The sequence below is a fragment of the Bradyrhizobium sp. HKCCYLS3013 genome (genome assembly GCF_051167615.1).
Taxonomy (GTDB): Bacteria; Pseudomonadota; Alphaproteobacteria; order Rhizobiales; family Xanthobacteraceae; genus Bradyrhizobium.
On the sequence record NZ_JBNPTK010000013.1, the window covers coordinates 163804 to 179318 of the forward strand.

Sequence of the window (15515 nt, forward strand, 5' to 3'; positions counted from 1 at the left end):
CGATCTCGAAACACGCTGCATGTGCGATTTGGATTTGGCCTTCGCGTTCCGGTTCTGCGGAAGGGGTCGTGATTGCAAGGTCCACCGCAGTCCAAGCATCACAAGAAGCGCATCACACGAAGCGTGCCAAAGTCGGTCAGATCGGTTTCGCCGGGTTGCACTGGGGCTCGACATGAAATTCTGGACGGGATTGCTTGCGGTCGTTCTGTTGCTGTCGGGGGTCGGCGCCAGCCAGGCCGTGGTCCGGATCGCCGATGACCGCGGCGGCCGGATCGGAACCTATGTCGACAAGTACCAGGGCCTGCGGTCTTCCGGCGAGTATGTGATCATCGACGGGCTCTGCGCGTCGGCCTGCACCATCGTGCTCGGGGCGATCCCGCACGAGAAGATCTGCGTCACCTCGCATGCCAATCTCGGCTTCCATGCCGCCTGGGATTTCGGCGCCAACGGCCGGGCCGTCACCAATCCCGAGGCGACCCAGATGCTGTACTCGATGTACCCGTCGCCGATCCGCCGCTGGATCACCCAGCGCGGCGGCCTGACGCCCCGGATGATCTTCCTGAAGGGCAAGGAGCTGCAGGCGATGTACAAGCCCTGTTACATGGATGCCCAGGCCTCCTCGCCCTCGTCCTCGCATGTCGCGCCCAATGCACCGGCGATCTCGCCGGCCGCGGCCAAGGCCTCCGCTTCGCATTGATAATTGCTGGCATCTGGGCTGATCGGCCGCCCGACTGCGGCGCTTGCCTGGACCGGTTGCGCGGCTTATCTGGAGCCAGAGGGGCGGACCGCTTGGTCGGCTCCGGCCGATGAGTACGCCATCATGCAGCCTCTTTCAGCGCCGCAAGAGATACCGTCCGTGTCGCAAGTCGTGTCACAAGCCCGGCGTCCCGCCTCTGTGCCGGTGATCGCGGCGGGACTTGCGGCGATCGGGCTCGTCCTCGGAGCCGTGACGATGTGGGCGCAGTACGGGACCGCGGTGTTCTTCGAGACCCTCGCGGCCGGCTTGCAGGCCTGCTTCTGAGAGACAGTGAAGGAGCGCGCAATGCCGTCCAATATGACCCGTCCGCTGGTGATCGTCGGAGCCTTCGCCGCCAGCCTTGTGATCGGGCTGTCGCTGATGTTCCTCGTCATGGGCGGCGGACGGAACATCGCGGCGCCGGCGGCGATCGGCGGCCCGTTCCAGTTGACCGACCAGAGCGGTGCGGTCGTCACCGAGAAGAGCCTGGAGGGGCGGCCGACCCTGATCTTCTTCGGCTTCACCCATTGCCCTGACGTCTGCCCGACCTCGCTGTTCGAGATCTCCGAGGTGCTGCGCGCGATGGGCAAGGATGCCGACAGCGTCAACGCCTATTTCGTCTCGGTCGACCCGGAGCGCGACAATCCGGCCGCGATGAAGGATTACCTCTCGAGCTTCGACCCGCATCTCAAGGGCCTGACGGGCGATCCCGAGGTGCTGGCGAAGGTTCTCACCGAATACCGCGTCTATGCCAAGAAGGTTCCGCTGAAGGACGGCGACTACACCATGGACCACACTGCTTTGGTGTATCTGATGGACCGCAATGGCCGGTTCGTCGCGCCGTTCAACCTGAAGCGGACGCCCGAGGAAGCTGCGGCGGATCTCAAGAAATACCTCTGAGCGCGTTAACGCTCCAGCCGGGCGGCTGCCTCCCGGCCGAATCCAGCCTCGAATTTGCGCTGGGATGCTTTATAAGGCGGTGACCATCGGGACCGCTGATGCCGACCGTCTTGTCAAAGCCCGTGAAATCGACCCGTCTCGCCCGCGCCGCCGCTGGCGCGTTGCTGTGCTTCGGCCTCGCCGCGGCCGGTTCCGAGGTGCGCGCGCAAGCGCCGGTGAGGCCGGTCGTCGAGGCGGCGCCGCAGGCCGTCCCTGGTTTCTGGGATCCGCGCCGCCGGCCGGAGCGGCCCGATCTGTCGCGCCTCACCGTGATTCGGTTCCTGACCGAGACCGACTATCCGCCGTTCAACTTCACCGGCCCGGACGGCAATCCGGCCGGCTTCAACGTCGATCTTGCCAGGGCGATCTGCGACGAGATCAAGGTCACCTGCACCGTCCAGATGCGCCGGTTCGAAACCCTGCTCGACGCGCTGTCGTCCAACCGGGGCGATGCGATCATCGCCTCGATCGCGGTGACGCCGCAGATGCGGGCGCGGGCCGACTTCTCCGATCCGTATTACCGCGCGCCCGCGCGTTTCGTGTCCCGCCGCGACGCCGTCATGACCGAGATCCGCCCCGAATTTCTCGAGGGCAAGAAGATCGGTGCCGTCGCCGGCACCGCGCACGAGGCCTACCTCAAGGCGATGTTCACCGACGCCGAGATCAAGACCTATCCGAACGACGAGGCGCTGCGGCAGGCGCTGCGCCGCTCTGAGGTCGACCTGATCTTCGGTGACGGCATCTCGCTGGCGTTCTGGGTCAATGGCACCGATTCCGGCGATTGCTGCGCCTTTTCCGGTGGACCTTTCGTCGAAAGCCGTTATTTCGGCGAGGGCGTCGGCATCGCCGTGCGCAAGGGCAACGACCTCCTGCGCCAGGCGCTGAACTGGGCGCTGTTCCGGGTCTGGGAAAAAGGCCGCTACACCGATCTGTGGCTGCGCTACTTCTCGATCAGCCCGTTCTAGAGTTTCACCTGCCGGGTGGGCGAAGGCGTCATGCGCCCGGCCCGCCGTCGCTGCGCATCCACCGTCATTGCGAGGAGCGGAGCGACGAAGCAATCCAGAAGCCTTGTGACGGCTGGATCGCTTCGCTTCGCTCGCGATGACGCCCTGTGTTAGTTTTCTGCTCCTTCGAAACCGGTACTTCAAGATGTCCACGATCGATCTCGTCCCGACCAGCCCGAGCGACCTGCGCGCGCTTGCCGAAAACTCCAACGCCTGGCCGTTCGAGCAGGCGAAGGCGATCGTCAACCGGCTGAAGAAGACCCCGAAGGACGAGGTGCTGTTCGAGACCGGCTACGGCCCGTCCGGCCTGCCGCACATCGGCACCTTCGGCGAGGTCGCGCGCACCACCATGGTGCGCCACGCCTTCCGCGTGCTGACCGAGGACAAGATCAAGACCCGCCTGATCGCGTTCTCCGACGACATGGACGGCCTGCGCAAGGTGCCGGACAACGTGCCGAACAAGGAGATGCTGGCCATGCATCTCGGCAAGCCGCTGTCGCGCATCCCCGATCCGTTCTCCAACGAGTATCCCTCGTTCGCCGCGCACAACAATGCCCGGCTGCGCGCCTTCCTCGACCGGTTCGGCTTCGACTACGAATTCGCCTCCTCGACCGAGTACTACACCTCCGGCAAGTTCGATGCGGCGCTGTTGCGCATGCTGGAGCGGCTGGAGAAGGTGATGGCGATCATGCTGCCGTCCCTGCGCGAGGAGCGCGCGGCGAGCTACTCGCCGTTCCTCCCCATTTGCCCGCGCACCGGGCTGGTGCTGTACGTGCCGATCGTCGAGCACGACGCCAAGGCTGGTACGATCTCCTATGACGATCCCGAGACCAAGGAGCGGATGACCGTTCCGGTCACCGGCGGCCATTGCAAGCTGCAATGGAAGCCGGACTGGGCGATGCGCTGGCACGCGCTCGGCGTCGACTATGAAATGGCCGGCAAGGACCTGATCGATTCGGTGAAGCTGTCGGGCAAGATCTGCGCGGCGCTCGGCGGCACGCCGCCGGAGGGCTTCAACTACGAGCTGTTCCTCGACGAGAAGGGCCAGAAGATCTCGAAGTCGAAGGGCAACGGCCTGACCATCGATGAGTGGCTGCGCTATGCCTCGCCGGAATCGCTGTCGCTGTTCATGTATCGCGAGCCCAAGGCAGCGAAGCGGCTGTATTTCGACGTCATCCCGCGCAACGTCGATGATTACCAGCAGTTCCTCGAGGGCTTCTCCAGGCAGGACGCCAAGCAGCAGCTCGGCAATCCGGTCTGGCACATCCATTCCGGCAAGCCGCCGAAGGCCGACATGCCCGTCACCTTCCAACTGCTGCTGACCTTGGTGTCGTCGTCGAACGCCGAGAATGCCGAGACCCTATGGGGCTTCATCGGCCGCTACCGGCCAGGCGTGACGCCGCAAACCCATCCCAAGCTCGATGCGATGGTCGGCTACGCGATCAACTACTATCGCGACTTCGTCGCGCCCACCAAGACGTTCCGCGAGCCGACCGAGGGCGAGCGCGTGGCGCTGCAGGATCTGCGCGACGCGTTGTCGAACCTGCCGGCGGAGGCGACGGCCGAGGACATCCAGAACGTGGTCTACGAGATCGGCCGCCGCGAGCCGTTCCTCGACCACGCCAAGAAGGGCAAGGACGGCCGCCCGGGCGTGTCGCTCGACTGGTTCAACATGCTCTACCAGGTGCTGCTCGGCCAGGAGAAGGGCCCGCGCTTCGGCTCCTTCGTCGCGGTCTACGGCCTGAACAATGCGGTGGCGATGATCGACGGGGCATTGGCACGCAGCGCGTAAGGCCAACGCTGGTCATGACACAAAAGGTGTCGTCCCGGCCTTGAGCCGGGACCTATAGCCACCGGCCAACATGTGGCGGAGGGTCTCCGCCATCTTCTCAACCAATCAGGATTCCGCGGTATGGGTTCCGCTTTCGCCGGGACGACGGCGGAATGCGCGGCGGCGCTTTCCACCGCCGCGCGGCGAGCGAACTACACCCCTTGCAGCACGAAGCGGCGGTCGAGCTTCTGCACCGGGCGGGCGTTCATCGGATACAGTTTGGCGAATTTCGCCACGTCGGCTTCCGCGACCGAGACCGGCTCGCTCAGCAGCAGCCATTCGACCACCTCCGAGCAGGGCGGCGTCGTCAGCGAGCCGGCATAGCGATAATAGGAGCGGCGCGCTGGCAGCATCATGTGGGGATTGATGCGCGGATCAGCCTTGACCGCGGGACCCTCCTTGTCCGGCATCGTCGCGACGATCTGCGCGAAGGCGGCGTTGGGGCGGCCGGTGGTCATGAGCACGCCGAGGACGGCGAGGCCGCCGGAGGCGGCGCGATGCACGAAATGCGCCTCCATCGGATAGTTCTTGCCGCCGATCTGGTGCTCGCTCGGACGATGGAAATGCACCTGCAGCAGCTTGTAGGTGGTGCCCTCGAGCTTCATGGTGCTGCTGCCATCGGCGAAGTTGAGCTGGATGGTGTGGCCGTTGTTGACGATGGTGTCGGCGGTCCTGGCCCAGTTCAGCCTGAAGTCGGGCAGCTGGGCCCGAGTCGAGTGCTCGATGTCGATGGGCGATTGCTGGGTGCCGACGCCGCAGACCTTGTTGGCCGCGTCGAGATCACCCCATTTGGCCGGTCCGGTCGCGCCCTCATAGCTCCAGTGCGGGGCGCCCTCGGCGGCGAAGCCCGGGGTGGCGCAGACGGGGCACAGGGCGAGCCCCGCCAGGGCCTTCAAGACGTGGCGGCGGTCCATGACAATCTCCAAAGGTTCAAGCGTGGGCATGATCGGCTGCGAATCGCGCGCAACAGGAAAGCCGAATCAGGTTAACTCTTGCTGAGGAACCGGTTGCACCCTCGCGAATTCGCCGTCGCTCGGATACAACCTGAGCGGGTCAGCCGCTGAACTGTCCCGGGCAAACGATGCTTGAGTTCGCCGCCCCCTGCCGATACGGTCGGCCGCTCCCGAAAACATCAGCAAACTCAAGCTCAAGCCAGGACCGCGCGAAGGTGCCCAAAATCTACAAAATCTGCTCAGCTTCGGCCTGGCGCGAGGCGGAGCGGCTGGGCGTGTACCGCGGCAGCGCGGACGATCTGCGCGACGGGTTCATCCATTTTTCGACCGCCTCCCAGGTGCCGGAGACGGCGCGGAAGCACTTCTCGGGGCAGAGCGCGCTGTTCCTGGTCGAGGTCGAGGCGGATGCGCTGGGGGCAGGCTTACGCTGGGAGCGCTCGCGCAACGACGAGCTGTTCCCGCATTTGTATGGCGAGCTCGATCTCGGCGCCGTGACCGCCGTTCACCAGATGCACAGCCGTGCCGATGGCGGCCACGACCTTCCGGAATTGAAGCCGTGATCCGCGCTTTCGACCAGCTCTCGCTGCCGCTGCTCCGATGGCTCGACGCCGAGGATGCGCACCGGCTCGCCATCCAGGGCCTGAAGCTGCTGCCGGCGATCAAGCCGCGACCGGATGATGCCAAGCTCGCGGTGCGCGCCTTCGGGCTGAACTTCCCTAACCCGGTCGGCATGGCCGCCGGCTTCGACAAGAACGCCGAGGTGCCGGACGCGCTGCTGCGGCTCGGCTTCGGCTTCGTCGAGATCGGTTCGGTGACCCCGCGGCCGCAGAGCGGCAATCCGCGCCCGCGGCTGTTCCGGCTGGAGCGCGACGAGGCGGTCATCAACCGCATGGGCTTCAACAATGACGGCGCCGAGATCGTGCTGCGCCGGCTGGCCGGCCGCGCTCATCAGGGCGGCATCGTCGGCGTCAATGTCGGGGCCAACAAGGATTCGGCCGACCGCGTCGCCGACTATGTCCGGCTGATCGAGACCTTCGCGCCAGTGGCGAGCTATTTCACCGTCAACATCTCCTCGCCCAACACGCCGGGCCTGCGCAATCTGCAGCAGGCCTCGCAGCTCGACGAGCTCTTGTCCAAGGTGCTCGAGGCGCGCGACCGTATCAGGCGGAAATCCGGTGACACCCCGGTTCTGCTCAAGATCGCCCCCGATCTCAGCCTCGCCGAGCTCGACGACGTCGTCCACGTCGCCCGCTCGCGCGGCGTCGACGGCATGATCGTGTCGAACACGACGCTCGCCCGGCCGAGCTCGCTGCGCGAGCAGTTGCGCGCCAGGGAGCAGGGCGGCCTGTCCGGGCGGCCGCTGTTCCGGCTGTCGACCCGCATGGTGGCCGAGACCTTCGTGCGCGTCGAAGGCGCGTTCCCGCTGATCGGCGTCGGTGGCATCGACACCGGCGGCGCCGCGCTGACCAAGATCCGCGCCGGCGCCAGCCTGATCCAGCTGTATTCCTCGCTGGTCTACAAGGGCCTCGGCCTGGTCGAGAGCATCAAGGCCGACCTGACCTCGACCCTGCTGCGCACGGGACGCGATTCGCTGTCGGAGATCGTGGGCGCCGATGCCGCCACGATCACCGCCGAGGATTGGCCGGTCTAGCGCGCGGTCTATCGTCGACAAAGAATGTAGGGTGGGCAAAGCGCAGCGTGCCCACCATTTGCACGTCAAGGAAGGCGGCGGGAACGCTGCGCTTCGCCGCCCTACGACCCTCATGATTTCCCGAACGACGCCCGCAACAGCGCCGGATAGCGCGCGGCCTGGAAGCCGCCGCGGGCCGCGTAGAAGCTCAGCATCGCGATCCACAGGCCCGTATTGCCGAAGCCGCGCAGCGCCAGCCAGGTGCCGAGGAAGACGACCAGCGCCGCCACCATGAGGTTGCGCATGTCGCGCGCCCAGGTGGCGCCGATATAGACGCCGTCGAATGCGAAGGCGAACACCGACAGCAGCGGCGACGCCACCACGAACGGCAGGTAGTCGCGCGCCGCACGGCGCACGGCATCGCTTGCCGTCATCACGTCGATCAGCACCGGCCCGAACAGCGCGAAGATCGCGGCCACCGCGAGCGCGAAGCCGAAGCCCCAGGTCAGCACCAGCCTCGTGGCGCCGGCGAAGGCGTCCTTGTTGCGCGCGCCGAACGCGTAGCCGCAGAGCTGCTCGGCGGCATTGGCGAGCCCGTCGAGGAAGAAGGCGGCCACCAGCAGGAAATTGTTCAGCACCGCGTTTGCGGCGAGCGTCGTGTCGCCGGCGCGCGCGCCTTGCGAGGTGAAGAACAGGAAGGCCACGATCATCGCCGCGGTGCGGATCATGATGTCGCGGTTGACGGCCATCATGTGCATCAGCTTGGCGCGGTCGAGCAGCGCCGCACGCGACATCCGGGCGTCGGCCTTGACCAATCGGCGCGCCAGCACGAGGCCGATCGCGACACCGACCGTTTCCGCGATCACGGCGGCGATCGCCGCGCCGGCGATGCCGGCCTGCAGCACCTGGACGAACAGGATGGTCGCGGCCATGTTGATCAGGTTGATCGCGACCTGAACGCCCAAGGCCAGCCGCGCACGCGCCAGTCCGACCAGCCAGCCGAGCAGCACGTAGTTGGCGAGCGCCAGGGGCGCCGACCAGATCCGGACGATGAAATAGCTGTGGGCCGCGCTCAGCACGGCGTCGCTGCCGCCCATGATGTCGAAGATGATCGCGCCCAGCGGCAGTTGCAGCGCGATCAGGCTGACGCCGATCAGCGCGGCCAGCACGAGGCCGCGGACCAGGACCATCAGGATCTCGTCGGTCTCGCCGGCGCCGAGCGATTGCGCAGTGAAGGCGAGCGTGCTGGCGCGGAGGAACGCGAACAGCCAGAAGAGGCAGTCGAAGATCACCGAGGCCATGGCGACGCCGCCGAGCATGGCCGCTTCACCGAGCCTGCCGATCGCTGTGGTCGAGACGATGCCGATCAGCGGCGTGGTCAGATTGGCGATCATCGCGGGGCCCGCGATGTCGAACACCTGCGCAGTCGTGACTTTGGCTGAAGCGGTCAAGAACGGCTCTTTGATTGGCGAAACGCGCGACACGCGCGTCTCTGCCGTTCTTAGCGACCTTTCGCGTCTCCCGGCTAGAGGTCGATACTCATGCCGTCATGCGCGGCCACGTGGTCGATGCGGTCCAGCCGGCCCAGCATGTCGTCGCTCATATGGGTGAGCACCAGTCGCTTCGGCCTGATAGCATCGAGATGCGCCTCCAGCGTCGCGAGGCTGAGATGGTTCTTCACCGCCTTGTCGTAGGTATAGGCCTCGGCGATCAGCAGGTCGGCGTCGCGGCCGAGCGGGATCAGGCTGTCGGTCCATTCGGTGTCGGCGGTATAGGCGACGACCTTGCCTTCCGCCTCGATGCGGTAGCCGAGAAACGGCCCTCCGGAGTTGCCGTGCACCACCGCAAACGGCGTCACGCTGATGTCACCGAAGCGCGTCGTCTCCTCGGGCACCAGCTCGATCACCGACAGCTCGAACTTGCGCGGCGTCGTCGACGAATGCTCGAACAGCGCTTCCATCACCTGCGTCAGCCGCGCCGCGATGCCGGCGGGGCCGGCGATCACCAGCGGCGTCGTTCGCCGTGAGAACTGCGCATCGAGCAGCAGGAACGGCAGGCCGGCGAAATGATCGCCATGGAAATGCGTGATCAGGATCAGTTCGATGGCGTTGCAGGCGATGCCGAGCCGCTTCAGCGCCGGCAGCGACGAGGCGCCGCAGTCGATCAGCAGGTTGGTGCGCTGGCCGGTCAGATGGAAGCAGGTGTTGGACCTGCCGCCCGATCCGAACGCGTCGCCGCAGCCGACGAAGCGGAGCTGCATCGGCTGCGGCTCTCTATCGGCCGCGCGGGGCGAACAGCCGCGACAGGAACCAGATCGGGATCACGATCACGGCGCCGAGCAGGAAGTAGCGCCAGAGCCAGTTGAAGGCGTCGAAACCGAGCTCGTACAGCCGGATGAACAGCAGCCGGATGCTGTGCAGGATGTTCAGCGGATCGAAGCCGATCGCCGACAGGACGACGCCGACCAGGATCGACAGCAGCACTAGCCTGAACGCCACCGACAGCGGCGAGCCGCCGAGAAAACGGTACAGGCCATCCGAGCTGCGGGCGCGGGCCGGATAGTCCCTGACGTCGTTCGACATGGCATCGTCTCCAGGCGGGTTCGTCGGATTCGCGAGCCCGATTATAAAGCACGGCAGGGCAGGTGGGGAACCCGGCTCAGCGCCGCAAGCCGGTTGCCGGCATTTAATGTTCCTCCGCGCTGCCGGACATTTGCGGATCGCCGCGCATTTCAATGCTGTCATGGCCGGGCTTGACCCGGCCATCCATCTTTCGAGTGAGGATGGATGCCCGGGCCTTCGCCGTGCCGAAGCGGCTACGGCCGCGCAGGCGGGTCAAGCCCGGGCATGACGAGTCCCCTATTGTCAGGCCATTTTGGGGTCTAGACACGCGAGACGCTGTCACGCCACGCTCTTCAGCAGGCGCTCCAGCGTCTCCAGCCGGTCGGCGTCGCGCGGCGGCTTGTCCCAGCGCAGCCGGCTGATGCGCGGAAAGCGCATCGCGATGCCGGATTTGTGCCGCGGCGAGCGCTGCAGGCCCTCGAACGCCACTTCGAGCACAAGGCCCTGCTCGGGCTCGTGCACGACATGCCGCACGGGACCGAACTTCTCGGTGGTGTTGCGGCGGACGAAGCGGTCGATCTGCAGGAGCTCCTCGTCGGTGAAGCCGAAATAGGCCTTGCCGACGGGGACGAGCTGATCGCCGCCGTCTCCTGCCGTCCAGACGCCGAACGTGTAGTCGGAGTAATAGGACGAGCGCTTGCCATGGCCGCGCTGCGCATACATCAGCACGGCATCGATGATGTGCGGATCGTGCTTCCACTTCCACCATTGCCCCTTGGGACGGCCGGGCAGATACAGCGCGTCCCGCCGCTTCAGCATCACGCCTTCGACCGCCTCGGCATCGTCGCCGGCACCGGCCGAGGCGGGATTGGCACGCGCAGCCTTCAGCTCGTCCCAGGTCGCGAACGCAATCGTCGGCGACAGGTCGACGCGCGGGTCATCCAGACGCCGGATGAACGCTTCGAGCCGCTCGCGCCGCTGTTCGAACGGCAGCTCGCGCAGATCGTGCTCCTCATCGCCGAGCAGGTCGTAGGCGCGCAGGTGGATCGGATACTCCTTCATCAGCTTCGGCGACACCGTCTTGCGGTTCAGCCGCTGCTGCAGCACGTTGAAGCTCTGCACGCGACGGTCGCGCACCACCAGCAGCTCCCCGTCGAGCGCGCCGGGCAGATGCAGCGAGGGCAGCAGGTCCGGGAAGCTTGCCGTGATGTCCTCGCCGCTGCGCGAATACAGCCGCGTGACGACGCGGCCATCGGCCTCGCGGCCGCTCACTGCCTGCACGCGGATGCCGTCCCATTTCCATTCCGCGACGTAGTCGGCTGCCTTCATGTTGGCGAAGTCGTCGTCGTCGACGGCATGCGCCAGCATCACCGGCCGGAACGGCGCGGGATCGCGATTGACCGGCTTGTCGCCGCGGCCTTCCAGCCAGGCGAACAGGTCGAGATAGGGCGGCGCGAGGCCCGGCCAGATCAGCTCGACCTCGTGCGGGTCCTTGTCGCCGAGGGCGGCGGCCGCGGTCTTGGCGAGGCGCGCGGAGATGCCGATGCGCAGGGCGCCGGTGACGAGCTTCAGCAGTGCCCAGCGCCCAGTTTCGTCGAGTTCATCCAGCCATTGCGCGAGCTGCCGCGGCATCTCCGTCTTGCCGAGCGTGCGCAAGGTGGTGACGACCTCGGTGAGCGTCGGCGGTGGCGGGTTGTTGTGGCCTGCGGCGTGCGATCCGGGTGTGTGCGCTTCAGGGAAACCGCCTGTGTGGCACCCCCCTCCCTGACCCTCCCCCACAAGGGGGGAGGGAACGGAGGGAGTGGTGCTCGGAGGAGCAAGAGCACTTTTCGAGCTGCCGTTCGCTATCGAATGAGATGCAAACTCCGGGTCCCACTCGGCTCCCTCCCCCCTTGTGGGGGAGGGCTGGGGAGAGGGGTACCCGGAAACGAGCTGCTCATTAGGAGCGCCCTTCGGCCACATCAGCGCGACCGTCTCCGAGAGATCGCCGACATAGTCATACGACAGCGCGAACAGCGCCGGATCGGTGCGCGCGGCGATGAGATCGCGGATCAGGGCCGGCTTGGCGTGCTTGAACGACAGCGCGCCGGTCAGCGCTGATAGCGCGTAGCCGCGATCGGGGTCCCCGACCTCGCGGAAATACGCCGTCAGCAGCCGCAGCTTGTTGTTGCGGCCGGGCTCGTAGGCGAGGCGGTCGAGCAGCTCGGCGAAGCGGTTCATGCCTCGGCGTCCTCCGTCGCCGCCACTTCGCTCTCCTCCTCGTCGCCGTAGCCGACCAGGTCGAGCGGCCGCGCGGCAAGCCCGCGCGACTGGCACCAATGCACCAGCGCGTCCTCCTGGCCATGGGTGACCCACACTTCGCTTGCGCCGGTCGCCGCGATCGTCGCGGTCAGCCCGGCCCAGTCGGCATGGTCAGAAATCACCAGCGGCAGCTCGATGCCGCGCTGCCGGGCCCTGGCGCGCACCCGCATCCAGCCCGAGGCGAAGGCGGTGACGGGATCGGGAAAGCGCCGCGTCCACAGGTCGGAGGTCGCGCTCGGCGGCGCAAGCGTGATGGTGCCGGCGAGCTCGGCCTTCTTGACGCCCTTCACAGGCCGCAGCTCGCCCAGCGCGATGCCCTTGTCCTGATAGTAGCGCGTGATCTTCTCCATCGCGCCATGCAGGTAGATCGGCCGATCATAGCCGGCCTCGCGGATCAGCGCGATCACGCGCTGCGCCTTGCCGAGCGAATACGCGCCGACCAGATGCGCGCGCTCGGGAAACAGCGCTACCGAGGCCAGCAGCTTGTTGACCTCCAGCGCCGCGTCGCCGTGACGGAACACGGGCAAGCCGAACGTCGCCTCGGTGATGAAGACGTCGCATTGCACGAGCTCGAACGGCGTACAGGTCGGATCGCGCGCATCCTTGTAGTCGCCGGAGGCGACGATGCAGGTCCCGCCGCAGGACACTTTGATCTGCGCCGAGCCCAGCACATGGCCCGCCGGGTGGAAGCTCACGGTGACGTCGCCGAGCCTGATCTCCTCGCCATAGCGGATCGGCTGCGTGTTGCCGGCAAAATTCTCGCCATAGCGCAGCCGCATGATGTCCAGCGTCTCCTGCGTCGCCAGCACGGCGCCGTGGCCGGCACGGGCGTGGTCGGAATGGCCATGGGTGATCAGCGCCCGCTCGACCGGGCGCACGGGATCGATATGAAAGCCGCCGGACTTGCAGCACAGGCCGGACGGAACGGGCAACAGAATGTCTTGCGGGCGCATCAAGTTCATATAGGTCTCGTCAGCCGGATTTTCAGTCTGTCCCATTCCCGGCCGGGATGCGCGGGCTTGACCCGCGCATGCATCTCCTGGAATGACAGCCCGCCCAGACCACGGTTCCAGCATGCCCCACCGTTTCTTCCTCTCCTCCGGCGACCTGATCGCCGACCGCCGCTACGAGTTCGCCCGCGACCTGCAATTGAAGGGCGATCTGGCCGCGGCCGCGGAGGTGATGGAGCAGGCCATCGAGGTCGCGCCGAACTTCGCCTCGGCGTGGTTCGAGCTCGGCCAGATCAGGATTGCGCTCGGCGAAACCGACAAGGCGGTCGCCGCGTTCCAGAACGCCCGGGGCGCCGATCCGGATGACCGCCATGGCGCCGGCGTGCGGCTGATGCAGCTCGGTGCCGCGCCGCTGTCGGATATGCCGAAGGCCTATGTGCAGTCGCTGTTCGACCAATACGCGCCGCGCTTCGAGTCCGAGCTGATCGAGCGGCTCAACTACCGGGCGCCGAACATCCTGTTCAAGGCCGTGCTCGCGGTGCGCGCGGCTGAGCGCAAGCCGGCCTACTTCAAGCGCGCGATCGATCTCGGCTGCGGCACCGGGCTGGGCGCGGCGGCGTTCGCCAAGAACGTCGACAGCTTCATCGGCATCGACCTGTCGGCCGGCATGATCGCGGAAGCGCGCGCCACCGGGCTCTATGCCGGGCTCGAGGTCGACGATATGACCGCAGGGCTGGCGCGCCAGGACGATGCGTCTGCGGATCTCATTCTTGCTGCCGATGCGATGGTCTATGTCGGCGACCTCGGCCCGGTGTTGCGCGAGGCGCAACGTGTGCTGATGCCGGGCGGACTGCTGGCCTTCACCGTCGAGACCCATGACGGCGACGGTGTCATCATGGGCAAGGGGCTGCGCTATGCCCATGGCGCGGAATATGTCCGTAGCGTGATCGCAGCCGCGGGATTGAAGCTGGCTCACCTCGCGCCGGCATCGCCTCGGACCGAGGAGCAGCTGCCGGTGCGCGGGCTGGCCGTGGTCGCCACCAGGACTTGAGTCTACACGCTATTGAATGCGCTGCACGCAGCGTCCAATGCGGCAACTTCGCTCTTGCCGCAGCTCTCTCGATGCCAAAAAATGCCGGCAGTCCAGGGAGAGACAAAAAATGAAAAAACATCTGACGCGGCGCGATTTCTGCGCCACCGCGCTTGCGACCATCGGCGCCTCGACGATCGCGTCGCCCTATGTCTGGGCCGCCGAGAAGAAGTATGACGCCGGCGCCAGCGATACCGAGATCAGGATCGGCCAGACCATTCCGCATTCCGGCCCCGGCTCGCTGTATGGTGTGCTCGGCCGTGTCGGCGAGGCCTATTTCCAGATGCTGAACGAGCAGGGCGGCATCAATGGGCGCAAGGTCAAGTTCCTGACGATGGACGACGCCTATAGCGCGCCGAAATGCGTCGAGGCGACCCGGCGGCTGGTCGAGCAGGACGAGGTGCTGGCGCTGTACGGCTCGCTCGGCACCGCGCCGCAGACCGCCGTTCACAAATACCTCAACTCCAAGGGCGTGCCGCAGCTCCTGCTCAATACCGGCGCCTCGAAGTGGAACGACCCCAAGAACTACAAATGGACCATGGCCGGCCTGCCGCTGTATCCGACGGAGGCGCGCATTCTCGCCAAGCATGTGCTGAGCGTGAAGCCGGAAGCCAAGATCGGCATCCTCTATCAGAACGACGATTTCGGCCGCGATTTCCTGGGACCGTTCAAGAAGGTGCTGGCCGATGCTGGCGGCAAGGCGCAGGTGATCATGGAGCAGACCTATGATCTCACCGAGCCGACGGTGGACTCCCAACTGATCAATCTGTCGAAGTCGGGCGCCGACGTGTTCTACAACATCACCACCGGCAAGGCGACGTCGCAGTCGATCCGCAAGGTGGCCGAGCTCGGCTGGAAGCCGCTGCAACTGCTGTCGGCCGGCTCGACCGGCCGCTCGATTCTCTCGGCAGCCGGACTCGAGAACGCCAAGGACATCGTTGCCATCCGCTATTCCAAGGATGCCGGCGTGCCGCAATGGAAGGACGACCCGGACGTCAAGGGTTTCGAGGCGCTGCGCGCCAAGTACCTGCCCAACATCGATCCCGACAACACCATCGCCTATGCCGGCTACGGCCAGGCGGTCTCGATGGGCGAGATCCTGCGCCGCTGCGGCGACATGCTGACCCGCGAGAACGTGCTCAAGCACGCCACGACGCTCGCCGGCTTCCATTCGCCGTTCTTCCTCGATGGCGTCAACTACGCCTACACGCCGGACGACTACACGCCGATGAAGACTCTCTACATCTCGATCTTCGACGGCAAGGATTGGAGCATCTCCGAGAAGCCGATGACGGAGTAGGGATTTTCTCTCCATCGGATGATGACACCGGAGCTGTGGCTGCACTCTCCGGTGTCGTGCCGGCGAACGCAGGGACCCATACCGCGGGGTCAATCGGTCAGGCATAACTGCCAGTCATCGTCTCGTCGGGGTCGGTGGCTATGGGGCCCTGCGTTCGCAGGAACGACAAAGGAGTTTGCTGGGGCGCTGGTGCGCTCCAGCATGGGCTGGGCCGACGGCG

The 15515-nt window shown here is 66.2% G+C and carries 15 protein-coding genes; 9 read left to right on the forward strand and 6 right to left on the reverse strand.

The genetic code is table 11. The features are described 5' to 3' along the window. Window positions 1-172 precede the first annotated feature (172 nt). The 5 genes from ACQR1F_RS22905 (at window position 173) to ACQR1F_RS22925 (ending at window position 4471) form a co-directional block, all read left to right on the forward strand. Entirely contained in the window at window positions 173-697 is a 525-nt protein-coding gene (locus ACQR1F_RS22905; RefSeq protein WP_315801575.1) for a hypothetical protein, read from the forward strand. A gap of 159 nt (window positions 698-856) precedes the next feature. After that, window positions 857-1021, forward strand: coding sequence for a hypothetical protein (locus ACQR1F_RS22910; RefSeq protein WP_434913924.1), 165 nt, complete (start codon window positions 857-859; stop codon window positions 1019-1021). Window positions 1022-1042: 21 nt separating this feature from the next. Continuing rightward, entirely contained in the window at window positions 1043-1636 is a 594-nt protein-coding gene (locus tag ACQR1F_RS22915) for an SCO family protein (protein ID WP_434913925.1), read from the forward strand. 98 nt (window positions 1637-1734) lie between these two features. Next, window positions 1735-2640 (forward strand): transporter substrate-binding domain-containing protein, encoded by a 906-nt coding sequence (locus ACQR1F_RS22920; protein ID WP_316181978.1) that lies wholly within the window; start codon window positions 1735-1737, stop codon window positions 2638-2640. Window positions 2641-2824: 184 nt separating this feature from the next. Next, complete coding sequence (locus tag ACQR1F_RS22925) at window positions 2825-4471, forward strand: lysine--tRNA ligase (RefSeq protein WP_316181976.1); 1647 nt, start codon at window positions 2825-2827, stop codon at window positions 4469-4471. Window positions 4472-4662: 191 nt separating this feature from the next. Here ACQR1F_RS22925 and ACQR1F_RS22930 read toward each other — a convergent pair whose 3' ends face one another. Further along, window positions 4663-5424, reverse strand: a complete 762-nt coding sequence (locus ACQR1F_RS22930; protein ID WP_315801570.1) for a carbonic anhydrase — start codon at window positions 5422-5424, stop codon at window positions 4663-4665. A 254-nt stretch (window positions 5425-5678) separates the two neighbouring features. Between ACQR1F_RS22930 and ACQR1F_RS22935 the strand changes: the two genes are divergently transcribed. Together ACQR1F_RS22935 and ACQR1F_RS22940 are read left to right on the forward strand one after the other, a co-directional pair. Beyond that, entirely contained in the window at window positions 5679-6023 is a 345-nt protein-coding gene (locus tag ACQR1F_RS22935) for a DUF952 domain-containing protein (protein WP_315801569.1), read from the forward strand. After that, window positions 6020-7114 (forward strand): quinone-dependent dihydroorotate dehydrogenase, encoded by a 1095-nt coding sequence (locus ACQR1F_RS22940; protein WP_315801568.1) that lies wholly within the window; start codon window positions 6020-6022, stop codon window positions 7112-7114. The genes ACQR1F_RS22935 and ACQR1F_RS22940 overlap by 4 nt, the downstream gene beginning before the upstream one ends. Window positions 7115-7224: 110 nt before the next feature. On the opposite strand, the gene ACQR1F_RS22945 is transcribed toward ACQR1F_RS22940, so the two are convergent. The 5 genes from ACQR1F_RS22945 to ACQR1F_RS22965 form a co-directional block, all read right to left on the reverse strand. Then, window positions 7225-8511 (reverse strand): MATE family efflux transporter, encoded by a 1287-nt coding sequence (locus ACQR1F_RS22945; protein ID WP_315801769.1) that lies wholly within the window; start codon window positions 8509-8511, stop codon window positions 7225-7227. Window positions 8512-8618: 107 nt separating this feature from the next. Beyond that, the gene (locus ACQR1F_RS22950; protein WP_434891674.1) at window positions 8619-9353 is read right to left on the reverse strand and encodes an MBL fold metallo-hydrolase; all 735 of its coding nucleotides are present in this window, start codon (window positions 9351-9353) and stop codon (window positions 8619-8621) included. 13 nt (window positions 9354-9366) lie between these two features. Next, window positions 9367-9675, reverse strand: a complete 309-nt coding sequence (locus ACQR1F_RS22955) for a DUF6460 domain-containing protein (protein ID WP_315801566.1) — start codon at window positions 9673-9675, stop codon at window positions 9367-9369. Window positions 9676-9993: 318 nt separating this feature from the next. Next, window positions 9994-11874 (reverse strand): ATP-dependent DNA ligase, encoded by a 1881-nt coding sequence (locus ACQR1F_RS22960; protein WP_434891675.1) that lies wholly within the window; start codon window positions 11872-11874, stop codon window positions 9994-9996. Then, window positions 11871-12908: a ligase-associated DNA damage response exonuclease gene (locus tag ACQR1F_RS22965; RefSeq protein WP_434900173.1), complete on the reverse strand. Its 1038-nt coding sequence runs from the start codon at window positions 12906-12908 to the stop codon at window positions 11871-11873. Before ACQR1F_RS22965 ends, ACQR1F_RS22960 begins: the two co-directional genes overlap by 4 nt. Before the next feature lie 121 nt (window positions 12909-13029). Here ACQR1F_RS22965 and ACQR1F_RS22970 point away from each other — a divergent pair, with 121 nt between their 5' ends. After that, window positions 13030-13956 (forward strand): methyltransferase domain-containing protein, encoded by a 927-nt coding sequence (locus tag ACQR1F_RS22970; RefSeq protein ID WP_434913926.1) that lies wholly within the window; start codon window positions 13030-13032, stop codon window positions 13954-13956. A gap of 109 nt (window positions 13957-14065) precedes the next feature. Then, window positions 14066-15295, forward strand: coding sequence for an ABC transporter substrate-binding protein (locus tag ACQR1F_RS22975; protein WP_315801562.1), 1230 nt, complete (start codon window positions 14066-14068; stop codon window positions 15293-15295). Window positions 15296-15515: the final 220 nt, after the last annotated feature.